The 13515-nt window shown below is 45.8% G+C and carries 16 protein-coding genes; 2 read left to right on the top strand and 14 right to left on the bottom strand.

Going from position 1 to position 13515, the window contains the following annotated elements; genetic code table 11:
• Nucleotides 1-90: 90 nt before the first annotated feature.
• The 8 genes from KNO94_RS04440 to KNO94_RS04405 form a co-directional block, all read right to left on the bottom strand.
• On the bottom strand, nucleotides 91-2661 hold the full coding sequence (locus tag KNO94_RS04440; RefSeq protein WP_214777824.1) for an ABC transporter permease: 2571 nt from the start codon (nucleotides 2659-2661) through the stop codon (nucleotides 91-93).
• Entirely contained in the window at nucleotides 2658-3341 is a 684-nt protein-coding gene (locus KNO94_RS04435) for an ABC transporter ATP-binding protein (protein ID WP_074033830.1), read from the bottom strand. Before KNO94_RS04435 ends, KNO94_RS04440 begins: the two co-directional genes overlap by 4 nt.
• Before the next feature lie 92 nt (nucleotides 3342-3433).
• A complete protein-coding gene (locus KNO94_RS04430) occupies nucleotides 3434-4438 on the bottom strand; it encodes a sensor histidine kinase (protein WP_214777822.1) in 1005 nt (334 codons plus the stop codon).
• Between the two features lies 1 nt (nucleotide 4439).
• Nucleotides 4440-5120: a response regulator transcription factor gene (locus KNO94_RS04425; RefSeq protein ID WP_214777820.1), complete on the bottom strand. Its 681-nt coding sequence runs from the start codon at nucleotides 5118-5120 to the stop codon at nucleotides 4440-4442.
• A gap of 507 nt (nucleotides 5121-5627) precedes the next feature.
• Complete coding sequence (locus KNO94_RS04420) at nucleotides 5628-6146, bottom strand: hypothetical protein (RefSeq protein ID WP_214777818.1); 519 nt, start codon at nucleotides 6144-6146, stop codon at nucleotides 5628-5630.
• Nucleotides 6147-6179: 33 nt separating this feature from the next.
• Complete coding sequence (locus KNO94_RS04415; RefSeq protein ID WP_214777816.1) at nucleotides 6180-6350, bottom strand: hypothetical protein; 171 nt, start codon at nucleotides 6348-6350, stop codon at nucleotides 6180-6182.
• 121 nt (nucleotides 6351-6471) lie between these two features.
• Nucleotides 6472-7479: a tRNA dihydrouridine synthase gene (locus KNO94_RS04410; protein WP_483299169.1), complete on the bottom strand. Its 1008-nt coding sequence runs from the start codon at nucleotides 7477-7479 to the stop codon at nucleotides 6472-6474.
• 84 nt (nucleotides 7480-7563) lie between these two features.
• On the bottom strand, nucleotides 7564-8178 hold the full coding sequence (locus KNO94_RS04405; RefSeq protein ID WP_214777807.1) for a TetR/AcrR family transcriptional regulator: 615 nt from the start codon (nucleotides 8176-8178) through the stop codon (nucleotides 7564-7566).
• Nucleotides 8179-8379: 201 nt separating this feature from the next.
• Here KNO94_RS04405 and KNO94_RS04400 point away from each other — a divergent pair, with 201 nt between their 5' ends.
• Together KNO94_RS04400 and KNO94_RS04395 are read left to right on the top strand one after the other, a co-directional pair.
• Entirely contained in the window at nucleotides 8380-9324 is a 945-nt protein-coding gene (locus tag KNO94_RS04400) for a DUF5692 family protein (RefSeq protein WP_214777805.1), read from the top strand.
• 103 nt (nucleotides 9325-9427) lie between these two features.
• Nucleotides 9428-9955, top strand: coding sequence for an AAA family ATPase (locus KNO94_RS04395; RefSeq protein WP_214777804.1), 528 nt, complete (start codon nucleotides 9428-9430; stop codon nucleotides 9953-9955).
• Here KNO94_RS04395 and KNO94_RS04390 read toward each other — a convergent pair.
• The 6 genes from KNO94_RS04390 to KNO94_RS04365 all read right to left on the bottom strand — a co-directional run bounded on the left by KNO94_RS04390 (nucleotide 9947) and on the right by KNO94_RS04365 (nucleotide 13499).
• Nucleotides 9947-10387, bottom strand: a complete 441-nt coding sequence (locus KNO94_RS04390; protein WP_214777802.1) for a hypothetical protein — start codon at nucleotides 10385-10387, stop codon at nucleotides 9947-9949. The genes KNO94_RS04395 and KNO94_RS04390 overlap by 9 nt on opposite strands.
• Before the next feature lie 39 nt (nucleotides 10388-10426).
• Nucleotides 10427-11239, bottom strand: coding sequence for a DUF4839 domain-containing protein (locus KNO94_RS04385; protein ID WP_214777800.1), 813 nt, complete (start codon nucleotides 11237-11239; stop codon nucleotides 10427-10429).
• Between the two features lie 101 nt (nucleotides 11240-11340).
• Nucleotides 11341-11532, bottom strand: a complete 192-nt coding sequence (locus tag KNO94_RS04380; protein WP_214777798.1) for a hypothetical protein — start codon at nucleotides 11530-11532, stop codon at nucleotides 11341-11343.
• Nucleotides 11533-11936: 404 nt separating this feature from the next.
• Nucleotides 11937-12365 carry a hypothetical protein gene (locus KNO94_RS04375; RefSeq protein ID WP_214777796.1) on the bottom strand — a complete coding sequence of 143 codons (429 nt, stop codon included), beginning with the start codon at nucleotides 12363-12365 and terminating at the stop codon, nucleotides 11937-11939.
• Nucleotides 12366-12375: 10 nt separating this feature from the next.
• Nucleotides 12376-12909, bottom strand: a complete 534-nt coding sequence (locus KNO94_RS04370) for a GNAT family N-acetyltransferase (RefSeq protein ID WP_214777794.1) — start codon at nucleotides 12907-12909, stop codon at nucleotides 12376-12378.
• Nucleotides 12906-13499, bottom strand: a complete 594-nt coding sequence (locus KNO94_RS04365; protein ID WP_214777792.1) for a dihydrofolate reductase family protein — start codon at nucleotides 13497-13499, stop codon at nucleotides 12906-12908. Before KNO94_RS04365 ends, KNO94_RS04370 begins: the two co-directional genes overlap by 4 nt.
• Between the last annotated feature and the right edge of the window lie 16 nt (nucleotides 13500-13515).

Below are 13515 nucleotides of genomic sequence, written 5' to 3'. Positions count from 1 at the left end.
TTGTCATGACATCATAAAAAAGGGACTCAATATGTACTGAGCCCCTTGTTTTGTACTTCATGGTTTGTCATGAATTTTTCAATAATCTACTTAATCATTTTCTTGTTTCAATCGGTCGATAATGTTATCTTTCTTTATTTTTGAAACGGAATATAGCATCGAGGCACCCACAATCATGAAAATCATGATGACGACAAACAAAATGCTATTCCACGGCAAGGTAAACGGAGCATCAAACGTATTGATTTGCGCTCGATAGATGAGGTACATGATGAGAAGACTGATGGGAATCCCATACGCAAGGGCTTTCACCCCATAAAAAATGCTTTCATAGTACACCATCTTATTGAATCCTTTCGGAGTCATCCCAACCGAACGAAGCATCGCAAACTCACGACGACGAAGTGAGACGCTCGTTGAAATCGTATTAAAAATGTTCGCAATCGAGATTAGCGAAATTAGCACGATAAACCCGTACACAAATATTGATAAAAGTAACAACATCTGTTCTTGTTGTTCCCGTTGTTCCGATACGTTAAAGACATACAAATCCAAATTCTGTTCCGCTTCAATCACTTGTTGTGTGTCCTCGGGGTCATCTGTATTCAACGCGATTGACGGACTCGATTGTTTCATCAAATCCCCGATTGCGTCTTCTTCAAACGTCCCTTCTCGTACTATCACATCTAGCCATCCAAGAGAACCTGTCATCACACCGGTCGGGGCGATATCTGTCATTGCGCCAACTTGAATCGTTTTAAGCGGTGCCGCGTCGCCCGTTGCATTCTCGTCCCTCAATTCAAACGTATCACCGATTTCTGCTTCGACCGTCTCTGAAGTGATGAATTTTTTCTGATCCATGTCTTGATACGAAATCTCATCAATCAAGACGGCTCCTGGTACGTCTCCGTCTTCAAAACGACTGACAGGCGCTCCAATTTGTTTCAAGTACGCATTGAAACTTTCATCATCTAATTGATAGAGGGATACGTAGTACATAAATTTTCCGTCAACAAACGTTGATGCCAAATTCTCGTTCTTGGTAATCGCACTCGGTAATTGAGATTTGCTGACCATCGTTTGGACCGTTGCATTTTCAAAATATGTTCCGTTCGTCACATGATCTAACGATTCATAACGCCGTAAATCATTTTGATCAAGCGTTGAACCATTCACAAGAATATCGAAATCATAGTCTGCTTGAGACATGTCAAGGGACTGTTCGAGACGATCAGTGAAGTAACTGACCACTAAAAACAGGACGATACTGATGACGAGCGAGAAGACGGTAACCAGATACCGTTTACGGTTGCGCTTCGTATTCTTCAACCCAATCTCTGCTTCTAAACCGAAAAGACGACGAACTAGTTTTGACGTCTTCACTTGTTTTGACGTCAATCGTACATCTTGCGTTTGCCGAATGGCGTCAATCGCAGAAATCTTTGAGGCTCGACGCGCCGGAAGATAGCAGGAAATGAAAATGGTTACGCTCGAAATGAAGAGAGTTAATAGTAAAGTAATCGGTGTGACGACAACTTCAAACTTCTCCGTCACGTTCAACGCTTTTTCGGCAAATGCATTGATGAATAGGAATGTGAACGCAATACCCGTAATCCCCGCCAGGATACCGAGTGGAATGCTAATCCCCCCAATGACCATCCCTTCAAAATAGACCGAGTTCCGCTTTTGTCGCTTCGTAGCCCCGACACTTGCCAACATTCCGAGGTAACGAGAACGCTCCGATACACTGATGGCGAATGCGTTATAGATTAGAGAAATCGAACCGATCACAATGACCGCCATGATGATTCCACCAAATCCATATAGCGTTTTACGCAAGCCATCGTCATTTGTCACTCCATAATAACGAAGCAACGAGGAATTGTAGGCGACACGTTCTATGTTCTGTTCGGTCATCAACTGTTTCGCTTCCGAATAAATCGAGTTGTCTACATCGTTCAAGGCGACGAACGTATCGACTCTTGCTCCATTCAATTCTTGATCATCGATGAATCCGACGACTGTATACCCTGGCGACCAAGTCGGTTCCCAGTCAGGTCGAGCCATCGTTCCAACAACCGTCAATGTCACCGTATCCTCAACGTTTAATTGTTCGAGAATCGTCTCATCTTCTCGGATCAAACCATCATTTTGTGTCAACACGTGACCTGATGACGGATCAATCCGCTCTCCAATCTCAAGTGTCAATTCATCACCGATGTTATAGGTGACGAGGGCATTTTGGCGAATCCCTTCTGAAATGACGACTTCGCCTTCTTTTTCCGGTAGACGCCCCTCAGTCAAGTCAATTGGAAAACTCTTCAATCCGGATGTGTTATAGTTTCGAACATATAAGTATGGTTTGTAAGCATTTTGTGACTCTTCTAGTTGAGCATAACCATCATTTGAAAGGATGACAGCCTTCGTGTTCGCATCATCCCGAATAGCTTCGACTTGCTTTTCGTTTGTATCTAGATACTGAACATGCCATTCTCCGTTATCTGCGATGTCTTGACGAATCATCAAATCCAAAAAAGAAGATCCGAGCGTTGTGACAGCTGTAATCATCGATACAGAGATGATGACTCCGATGATTGTAACAAGCGAGCGTCGTTTGTTCTCGCGCAAATGCCGAAGTGTCATTTTATTGATGATGTTCATGCGCGGACGACCTCATTCTTCGCAATCTTGCCATCTTCAATCGAAATGATACGATCCGCCTGTAAGGCAATCCGTTCGTCATGGGTAATGATGATGAGCGTTTGATTGAATTTCTTATTGAATAGTTTTAACAGGCTCATGATTTCTTCACTATTTTGACTATCCAAGTTTCCTGTCGGCTCGTCGGCTAAGATAATAGCTGGATTACTAATCAGTGCCCGACCGATGGAAACGCGCTGCTGTTGCCCTCCCGATAATTGATTTGGTAAATGGGTCAATCGGTTTGACAAGCCCAAGATGCCGATGATGCGTTCCAAGTGAGCGATATCCACTTTTTGTTCATCTAATAGCATCGGTAACGTGATGTTCTCTTCGACCGTTAAAATCGGAATCAAGTTATAAAACTGATAAATCAAACCGATTTGTCGACGACGGAAAATGGCAAGCTGCGTCTCGTCCAATGCATAAATGTCTGTTTGATCAATCAACACCTGTCCACTCGTCGGCACATCGACACCACCAAGTAAATGCAACAATGTCGATTTCCCCGAACCCGAAGGCCCGACGATACAGACAAATTCACCTTTCTTCACCGTGAACGAGACGTCATCGAGCGCTCTGACCTCCATCTCGTCCTTGCCGTATACTTTCGATAAGTTTTGTACTTCTAATATGTTCATGTTTGCACCCTCCAGTACTTGATCTACTTCGAGTGTACCGAGTGAGTGTGACTCGTCTGTGACTCGAAAGTGACGATTTCGTCACTTAGCGGTCAGACAACTGCTTTATAGAAGCGAATATGAAAATCCGTTCCGACCCCAGGTTCGCTTCGAACAGTCAACTCACCTTCCTGGCTCATAATGATACTGTGTGCCATGGCAAGCCCAATCCCGACACTTTCTTCGCTCGCATTCACACCTTTATAAAACCGTTGGAAAATGTACGGGAGGTCTTGTTTTGCGACGCCAATCCCCGTGTCACGAATCACAATTTCTGTATACAGCGTATTTTCACTGAACTCGATGAATACATCGCCCTGTTCCGGCGTATGCTCCACGCAATTTTTTAAGATGTTGATGAGTGCCTCTGTCGTCCACTTCAAATCACCCTCGAATGTAACATCTTTTTCGCCTTGAACATGGAGTCGTTGCATTTTAATATCAATCGGTACGAGCATCGGTTCCGCTACGGCTTCAATGAGCGCAGGGACAGATACCAATTCGCGCTTGAAATGTATTGTCCCGGCATCAATTTTTGATAGTTTGAGAAGAGAAGACAAGAGCCACTCCATTCGTTCAAGTTGTACTTGTACGTTATGGGTGAATTCTTGACGCTTTTCCTCGGATAGACGAGGGTCACTGAGGAGATCCGCCATGACGGTCATCGAGGTGAGCGGTGTCTTCAATTGATGGGAGATATCGGAGATCGCATCCGTTAACTTCTGTTTATCTTCTTCAAGATGCGCTCCTTGTTCAGATAGCATTTTCGTCACTTTGTAGAGTTGGCTCTTTAACAAACTGAGCTCCCCTTCGCGATTATCACGGACATCCAATGTATAGTTGCCATTACTGATTTCTTGAAGATATCCCGAGAGCTGCTCGATTTCTCGATAACGCCATGCCGTGAAACGATACGTAACGCCGAAAAGTATGATTGCTAATAGGACGACCAGAACGGCCGCCTCTATGGACATGAATAAGACGGCAATACCTACAGCTATTCCAATGAAAAATAGACAAGTGAACAAGTATATTCTTATTTCTTGGTTTCGCAACATATTAACGCCCCACCTTGTATCCGATTCCACGCACCGTCGTAATAAGCATCGGATGTTGTGGATCATCCTCTAGTTTCTCGCGGAGTCGCTTAATATAAACGGTCAACGTATTATCGTTCACGAATTCCCCACCCACATCCCAAATCTGATCGAGTAGCTGGGTCCGTGACAACACTTGCCCTGTATGCCTCCCAAAGATGAGCAACAAACGATACTCGAGCGCTGTCAACAAAATTTCGTTCCCATTCTTTTTTACTTTTGCATCTTGCGTATTGATTTCAACTGGACCAATCGTCAACAGAGGCGAGCGTACGTTTTTATTGTATCGACGAAGTACCGAGTGAATTCGTGAAACGAGTTCTCGGACACGGAACGGTTTCGTGATGTAGTCGTCCGCTCCCATATCGAGTCCCATCACCACATTCACTTCATCATCGAATGCCGTCAGAAAGATGACAGGGATGTCTTGTTGTTGCTTCACGAGCCGACATAAGTCATATCCACTCCCATCTGGCAGTGACAAATCAAAGAGGCATAAATCGATTGTATGTAACTGTTGTTCAATCATAAGCGTCGCGTCAGCCACGTTTTGGCATAACGTTGTTCTAAATTGTTCTTGTTCGAGTGAATATTGGAGACCGGAGGCGATCGTCCGGTCGTCTTCTACGATTAGAATATGCATGGTATTCCCTCCTGACTCTTCTCCCCATAATATAGCAGTCTTTATTCAAGTGAGGCGAGAAATCAAAAATCCCTAACGAGAAATCTCGTCAGGGAGGATAATACGTTATTTGCATGCGGATGAGGATCTTTTGACACTCCCACGATTAAAACCGTGGGATTCTGAAGTGCTTGTGCGAGCGCAGTCCATTTCTGTTTTGCTCAAACCTCCAGATAAGGGTGTGCCATCACCCCTCCTGAGACAGACCCTATAGGTTCTCAGGCTGGTGGACTGTTGCCATCCACCACAGGTCGTTACAGGCGTGTCCATCTGATGTTTTAGCGTCTTTTGCATGACGACAGGAATCGTTTTACCGGTCATATGTTTTCATGACCGAACCGTATACGATTTTCAAGGGGCGATGGACGCAGGCGTTTTAGAGACTTGTTCTTGTCTATGGGATAAGGATACCCGAACGTCGGATGTTTTCACATCCGAACTCACTCTCATCCCATGCCTAAAGGCGGGCTATGCCCGATATGGGCTTTCCCGTTCGTAAAATCTTGTAACTCGAAGGCACTCCGGTCGTACGAATCCGACTTCACCTAAGAATCGTAATGCATCAATCGTCAACTCGTCGAGCTTGATGGATTGAACTTTCGGCTCGGTCTGTTCATCGACCCACACTTTCCAAATCTCGACTTCCTCCGCCGTCTTCAAATGGTCGGTTATATACTCGACGAGCTGTTCGGCTCTCGCATCGGAATAACGCCAACGCAACTCTACTACGTGCGGTTTTGAAGAATACGCCTCGACGTTCTCCACTGCATAATAGAGACTATGTTTAATTTCAATCTCGTCAAGTTGCTCTTCCGACTCGACGTTCATCAAAATCTTTTCATCACGGTCGAGGTCCTCGACGTCTGTCAGAATGTCAGGCAACACGATGCCTTTTTGGATGGCCTCGTTGATAGATAATAACTCGACATATGGATTTTCGACTTCTTTTAGTGGGTGATCGCTCACAATAAATTGGAATTCACTCATGTGAAAGCCCCCTCTTGTTTTAGTGATGGGTCGCTATCGTTTGATCGCACGAATGGATATGAAAAGACCAATCACATATCCGATGATTGAACCGATGACAATACCGTATATAAACGGAAAATCAACTAATGAAGAGATGACGATTCCGCTACCCGTGCCAAATACAAGTCCAAGCCCGACTGCTGATTCGCGCCATTCGCTCATCTTCACCCATCCTCTTCTTTCCACTTATTACATACGAATCAGCCAGATTAAACGTTTCATCGTCATCTACTATTTTTCATATAAAAAAGGGACCCAGTATTCACTGACCCCCTTCAAAAAACTATTCGACTGTCGAGACCGCCTCAGCGAGTGCTGCCTCTTCTTCATGATATTTCTCGACAAAGGCATCGAGTAACGCTCGTACCTCATCCGTCGATTTCGTTTCCATCAAGTTATGACGGAGCTCGCTCGCCCCACGGAATCTTTTGACATAAATCTTGAAGAAACGGTGCAAGTTCGAAATCGAACGCGGCACGTCTTCTTGGAATTTATCCTGAAGGTCCAGTTGCAGACGCAATAGATTAAGGTGTTCTTCCATCGAGTGTTCGCGAGGCTCTTTCTCGAACGCGAACGGGTTCTTGAAAATCCCGCGACCGATCATGACACCATCGACCCCGTATTTCTCAACGAGCTCGAGTCCCATTTGACGGTCGAGGATGTCCCCGTTGATGGTGATGAGCGTATCCGGGGCGATCTCGTCCCGCAACTTCACGATGTCCGGGATCATTTCCCAGTGCGCGTCGACTTTACTCATCTCATTGCGCGTGCGCAAGTGAATCGACAAGTTGGCGATGTCTTGTTTCAAGAGATGCGTCAACCAGTCACGCCACTCATCGAGCTTCGCGTAGCCGAGTCGCGTTTTGACGCTGACAGGGAGACCACCGGCTTTTGCTGCTTGAATGAGCTCAGCCGCAACTTCCGGACGGAGAATAAGACCGCTCCCCTTCCCACGTTTCGCCACGTTCGGGACCGGGCAACCCATATTGATATCGAGTCCTTTATAGCCCATCTCGGCCATCCCGATACTCATTTGACGGAAATATTCCGGATTGTCTCCCCAGATGTGGGCGACCATCGGCTGCTCATCCTCAGTGAACGTCAAACGACCACGGAGGCTTCCTTTTCCTTCCGGATGGCAATAGCTGTCCGAGTTCGCGAATTCTGTGAAGAAGACGTCCGGGCGTCCCGCGTGGGCGACGACATGACGGAAGACGACATCGGTCACATCTTCCATCGGGGCAAGTATAAAGAACGGACGCGGAAGGTCGCGCCAAAAGTTTTCTTTCATCGTAAAATCAGTTCCTTTCATCCATACAGTCCAACAAAATCACTCATCTATTCTATTATGTCCGCCGGATTGTATCAACTGACATTACTCATGACTCATTTCTTTCGAACGAATGAGCTGAAAAAAGTGTGGGAATCCTTCTGTCAACAAATAATGGAGTACACGATTCGTGTATTCCGGTTCGATTGTACCTGTGCGAAGTAGCGTCTGCAGCACCATCCCGTCAATCCCGGCCATCGTCCATGTGGCGACCGCCCGGGTCATCGGTCCTTGTTCAACTGCATAAGCCCGTACAAAGATCGCCTCAATCCGTGTGATCCAGTCCTCATATTTCTCTTTGAATTTCTGTTGGATGTCTTCATTGCCAATCATCGCTTCGTGGGCGAGATAAAATTGAAGTCGGCTCTCCGCATCTTTTTGAAGGCGTTCCTGCATACCTTCATAAATTTCCTGGATAATCACCGCGGCTTCTTTTTGATCATCATGGGAGACGGTCTCAATGCGTTTTACTTCTCCAAGCCCCTCGTCCATCACGTCATATAGAATCGCCTCTTTGGACGTGTAGTAATGATAAATCGCACCCGTACTAAATCCGGCCCGCTCCGCAATTCCTCGGAGTGTCGTGCCTTTAATGCCCTGTTCGACGATGATTTCACGCGCGGCTTGTAAAATTTTCAACTTTCCTTCGTTCATCATCATCTCGCACCCTCCTCTGTTTTCATCGCTCATTATACCATAATGATGTGGCGAACTTTCGACACTTCCATGTGAGCTCACGCCTTCTATTGACAGCGTTTACAACAATTTGTTACACTTTTCACATAAACATAACGAACGTTCGGTATGTTTAGTCTTTGCATTTATTTTTGATCATCTCATTTTCGAAAGGAGTGTCATGTTATGTTTTTCTTCGAATCAATCCCTTGGTATAACGTCGTCATGTGGTTCGTCGTTCTTGGGCTATTGATGGGGTTGAACGAGTTCGTCCGTTCCGGTAAACGGGCAAGTCAACTTATGTTCATGGCGTTACCGATCGCACTGACTCCAATCTGGTTGTTTGTCGTCGATTCCGAAATTACGTCGTGGTTTCATTGGGTGAAGGTGTATTCGGCACTCACCGGCGCGCTCATCTACATGGTCATCCGCTTCACGAACTATCATAAGAAACATCCTTGGTATTTAGTACTCGTTCCGGCCATTCTTGCCATCAATATCATGGAGGCCGTCATACGAGAGTTTCAAGTCGGCTTCATGAGTTTTGATGGCGTCGTCGATGGCATGACTTACATCTCCGGTGGGTGGAACTACGTCAACGCCTTCGCCGGAATTTTGAACATCCTCACGATTTGCGGATGGTTCGGGATCTTCGCGACGTCCGGCAAGCGAGTCGATATGATTTGGCCGGACCAGACAAAATTATGGATCATCGCATATGGGATTTGGAACATCTCCTACGTCTATTCGTGCGCACCCGGTAACGCATTTTATTCCGGATTTGCGTTGAACATTGCCGCAACCATCCCTGCCCTCCTTTGGGCGAAAGGAACATGGATGCAAAACCGTGCCCAAACGCTCTCGATTTGGATGATGTGGGTCATGACCTTCCCTTACTTCTTTGCGGTTGGTAGTACATTTAACGTGAGCGTCTCGTATAATCCCGCAGCGAACTGGACGCTCGCACTCATCAGTCTTGCCCTCAACGTCGTGCTCGCCGTCATGCAGGTATCACGTATTATGAAACGACGTCTCAATCCGTTGAAAGATGAGCTGTGGACCGATACCGAAGAATACAAACGAGTCGATGCGTTACGAGAGACAGAATCACCTAATCCTAAGACAGCATGACAACACCCCATAGTAGATGGAATTCGAATTCCGCTACTGTGGGGTGTTTTTTGTAGGACTCCATTGTAGTCATAGAGAATACAAACACGAAAGAATGATGACAATGATTTTATGGATTAACGGTGCATTCGGTTCTGGCAAGACGACCTGTGCCAAAATACTTGAGAAACAATTGCCGAACGCGTTTCTCTATGACCCGGAACAGGCCGGCTTTTTCATTCGGGACCAATTGCCGAAAAGTCTTCAACAGCCCGATTTTCAGCACCATCCGGAATGGCGAGAGTTCAACTATCGGATGCTGTCGAAGATTGCCACGTCCTTCGATGGGGTCATCCTCGTTCCGATGACACTGGTGGACGCAACGTATGTAGATGAAATCATCGGTCGACTTCAGCGAGACGGTGTCGACGTACGTCACCTCATCCTTGAAGCGAATCGACAGACGCTCGTGAAGCGACTGAATAAACGCTTCGAATGGTTCAACTCTTGGGGCAAAGCGCAGATCGATCGCTGCCAGTCCGCATTCGAATCTGACATCCGTGCAGAAAAAATTATAACGGACCATCGATCAAAACAGGATGTTGCGCGAGCGGTCGCCGATCACGTCGGTCTCACACTTTCCTCAAAATGATTCAGATTCATACATCGCTTCGACCGGCTCGTCTTCCCATCGGATGACGAGCTCGCTTGCATGGGATAGACTCAGCTCCACTGTCTCACACGTCGTATCGGTCAACCACATGCAGCGAAATAACAGTTGGCGATAACCATACAACTCATCGACAATCTCGAAACGTCCATTTTTAACGAACTGACTGAGTTGCTCGATTGGACACATCAAATAGGTCGTTTCACTAAAGCGTGTAAGGGAAGAAGAATCCCGGTCCACGTTCGAGATGGTCACGGTGGCACGACCCGTCCATACCGCTTCCTTTTTGAACAAGTCACGAATCCCATCCGCAAAGACGAGACGGATTGTCGAACCCGTCACAGTCGCTTCTGTGATGACCGCATCATGCAGGGAAAGCGGGACGTTACGGTTTCGCATCGTATATTGTTTCATCGAATTCCTCCTGAACTTACATTTTCGAAAGAATCATACTTATCTCATTTGGATTGAAACCGGATCAATTAAAAATAAATTAGATGCCTCTTCATACTCAATTACTTCAGCAGTAATACGTATATTATGACCAATTCCAAAAGGGTCTGGAATATTTTCGCCAGTTAAATTTAAATCATTATAATTCACATCACGGAGCTGAAAATTAGGACCTGGTGTTTCTCCTTCAGTATAGTCTCCTACAAGTATCAAATAGTCGAATCGAGTATCATAACTTCCGTGTTTATTTACGTATGCAGTGTGCGCATCAAATTCAATCAATCTACCTTCATACTCTTTTGCAAAATCTAGAAGCAACGGATCCGACTCGAAATCTACGCTCAATACAGCATTTAATTCTTCACTATTATCTCTCGTAAGTGTTTCGGGTTCTTCTTCAGTTACCTCTTCAACCTCTTCATCATTTTCTGAACTATCTTTCTCATCTTTAGAACGGTTGCTCTCACTTGATTCATCATTTTCAAATGTGTGATATGTGATGATAACTTCTTCATCCTCCGCAACCCATTGTCCTTCGGAGTAATCTGTTTTCCCGCCTATAGAAACTTCTTCAATTTCTCCATCTTTTGTAATCCAACCAGTAATCAAATCCTCAACTGCATTTGTTTTGATGTCTTTAAATCCACTTTTTTCAAGGTCAGCCATCACTTCTTTATAGTTTTCGCCTTCATAATAGCTAGCAGATGTAGGAATTTTTATTTGACCTTCATGGTCACTTGCCTCATCCCCACATCCAACTAGAATTGAAGTCAGACTAAAAATCATTATGCCGTTTAAAATTTTTCTGTCCATAAGTCATTATCCTCCTGAAAATCGAATCATCTTTTTATAAAGTATGGCAATAATGATATTAAATTACCATATGAAAATTATATTTTTAACGAATTTCCATTTTATACTTTCTGAAATATGTAGTTCTCCACTTGTTTCGTATAACTCGGTCCCTTCATCGTCTTCCTCACTTCGGCTACATCCACGTCTTTCCCTTTCGGCAATTGAAAATACTCGTCGAGCCCCGTCTGAATGAGTTCATTTGTACTTCCTATGACCCCAATCAACTCGAACGCCTCATCAAATCGCGCCAACGTCGCGTCTCCATGACTATCGTTACAGATTTTACGAACGAGAAAGCCCATATCGGGCATAGCCCGCCTTTAGGCATGGGATGAAAGTGAGTTCGGATATGTTTACATCCGACATTCGGGTATACTTATCCCATAGACAAGAACAAGTCTCTAAAACGTCTGTGTCCATCGTCCCTTGAAAATCGTCTACGGTTCGGTCATGAAAACATATGACCGGTAAAACGATGCCTGTCGTCATGCAAAAGACGCTAAAACATCAGATGGACACACCTGCAACGACCTGTGGTGGATGGTAACAGTCCACCAGCCTGAGAACCTATAGGGTCTGTCTCAGGAGGGGTGATGGCACACCCTCATCTGAAGGCTTGAGCAAAACAGAAATGGACTGCGCTCGCACAAGCACTTCAGAATCCCACAGTTTTAATCGTGGGAGTGTCAAAGAGCAAGATGCCACCCGGCTTCAAATAATGTTTCGTCGCCTGACCGACAAACCCCGCATATTGCGAGATGATCAAGTCAACGGGTTCGATGTCGAGCGGCTGCGTATAGTCCTGACCAAAAAATTCAATCGTACACGGCTCATCATATTCCTTTCGTTGATCCATCAGCTCCTGTACCGTTTCAATTTGCTTGAAGAAACGAATCGTCCCTTTGAAACTGTCGACATAGATGACATGAGGGATGACGAGGGAAGGGGCGACGTCGACGTGACTTCCCGGATAAAGCCCCCGCTTCACATCAAAAGTATCAGCAATCGTTTCATACACTTGTTTTCGGTCCTCGATTTTTTGTGCATACGTCTCATACATGTCTGTCACTTGTTCACGGTTCATCTAGACCCTCCTAGTATAAGTATCCAAGCAAATCGAGTGTTCCGTCGGTCCAACGTTTGTCTCCCACTTGACGAATCATCAATTCTTCAAACGACGCCTCCCCAATCCCGCGTGTCGTCTGATTCTCGTCATTGATTTTAAGCCACGTGCATGCGTTAGATACCGTGTGAAACCCGATGCGTTCGTAAAGGTCTGTTCGGTCTGCGAATAACAAGAGAAAGTCGATTGAGTACTCTTCTCCGAGAGCAATGACTTTTTCCATCAGTGCACGTCCGACCCCACGTCCCCGCACTTCTTCCCGGACACATAAATCGATGATGCCGAGCACGTGAATCGGTTCCCCGTTCATATTCATCACACGAAAGTCTAACCCGACTTGTCCAATAATCCGTTCGTCTTCATACGCGATGAGTCGGAGATGGGGCAACTGCTTGAAGCAGCGACGATTCGGATAGATAGAAGGAAACGCGTGTTGCAGTAGCTCGGTCAGCTCCTTATCCATCGATTCTGAAAGGGTCATTTCGAGGTGTTGCTCGATTCTCATCTCTTCTCCCCTTCCGATTGAAGGCGCCCATACCGAACGACATGAACCCCGTTCGGCATCAGCTGTTGCTCAATCACGTCGAGTTGCAGTGGCAAGATATTGCCGTCTTGGAAAAGTCGTTTGCCTGACCCGATGATGATGGGATACATGATCAGTCGATATTCATCGATGAGATTGTTTGCGAGTAGCGTGTGCACGAGTTCACCACTTCCCCAGACGTGTAAATCGGGTCCCTTTTCTTGTTTGAGTCGTTTCAACGCTTCGACCGGTTCTGTCAAAAATGTGGTCGCTTCCCATCGCGAGTCCGTTGTCTGCCGCGTGACCACATACTTCATCGCCCGGTTTGCTTCCGGCCAGACATCATCATGGTTCGGCCAGTAACTCGCCCATTGGTCATAAGTCTTTCGACCGAGCAACAGATCAAATTCACTATGCATTTGCGTCCGAATCCAAATTCCAAGCTCTTGGCTCGAGAAAGGCTCCGTCCATCCCCCATGCATGAAATCCCCACTCATGTCCTCTTCTTTCCCACCCGGTGCTTGAATCACACCGTCCAATGTCAGATGTTCAAGTACAATGATTTTTCTCATCTCTGACTCCCCTTTC

This window comes from Exiguobacterium sp. s22 (genome assembly GCF_018617455.1).
Classification (GTDB): Bacteria; Bacillota; Bacilli; order Exiguobacteriales; family Exiguobacteriaceae; genus Exiguobacterium.
The sequence above is the reverse complement of the archived record's forward strand: the minus strand, read 5'-3'. Positions and strand labels throughout refer to the sequence as shown.

Bases quoted from the DNA above. Each gene is read 5' to 3' on its own strand.
- KNO94_RS04385 (WP_214777800.1), bottom strand. From the start codon at position 11,239: ATGGACAGAAAAATTTTAAACGGCATAATGATTTTTAGTCTGACTTCA.
- KNO94_RS04395 (WP_214777804.1), top strand. From the start codon at position 9,428: ATGATTTTATGGATTAACGGTGCATTCGGTTCTGGCAAGACGACCTGT.
- KNO94_RS04425 (WP_214777820.1), bottom strand. From the start codon at position 5,120: ATGCATATTCTAATCGTAGAAGACGACCGGACGATCGCCTCCGGTCTC.
- KNO94_RS04415 (WP_214777816.1), bottom strand. From the start codon at position 6,350: ATGAGCGAATGGCGCGAATCAGCAGTCGGGCTTGGACTTGTATTTGGC.
- KNO94_RS04440 (WP_214777824.1), bottom strand. From the start codon at position 2,661: ATGAACATCATCAATAAAATGACACTTCGGCATTTGCGCGAGAACAAA.
- KNO94_RS04435 (WP_074033830.1), bottom strand. From the start codon at position 3,341: ATGAACATATTAGAAGTACAAAACTTATCGAAAGTATACGGCAAGGAC.
- KNO94_RS04405 (WP_214777807.1), bottom strand. From the start codon at position 8,178: ATGATGATGAACGAAGGAAAGTTGAAAATTTTACAAGCCGCGCGTGAA.
- KNO94_RS04370 (WP_214777794.1), bottom strand. From the start codon at position 12,909: ATGAGAATCGAGCAACACCTCGAAATGACCCTTTCAGAATCGATGGAT.
- KNO94_RS04390 (WP_214777802.1), bottom strand. From the start codon at position 10,387: ATGAAACAATATACGATGCGAAACCGTAACGTCCCGCTTTCCCTGCAT.
- KNO94_RS04375 (WP_214777796.1), bottom strand. From the start codon at position 12,365: ATGAACCGTGAACAAGTGACAGACATGTATGAGACGTATGCACAAAAA.
- KNO94_RS04365 (WP_214777792.1), bottom strand. From the start codon at position 13,499: ATGAGAAAAATCATTGTACTTGAACATCTGACATTGGACGGTGTGATT.
- KNO94_RS04420 (WP_214777818.1), bottom strand. From the start codon at position 6,146: ATGAGTGAATTCCAATTTATTGTGAGCGATCACCCACTAAAAGAAGTC.
- KNO94_RS04400 (WP_214777805.1), top strand. From the start codon at position 8,380: ATGTTTTTCTTCGAATCAATCCCTTGGTATAACGTCGTCATGTGGTTC.
- KNO94_RS04430 (WP_214777822.1), bottom strand. From the start codon at position 4,438: ATGTTGCGAAACCAAGAAATAAGAATATACTTGTTCACTTGTCTATTT.
- KNO94_RS04410 (WP_483299169.1), bottom strand. From the start codon at position 7,479: ATGAAAGAAAACTTTTGGCGCGACCTTCCGCGTCCGTTCTTTATACTT.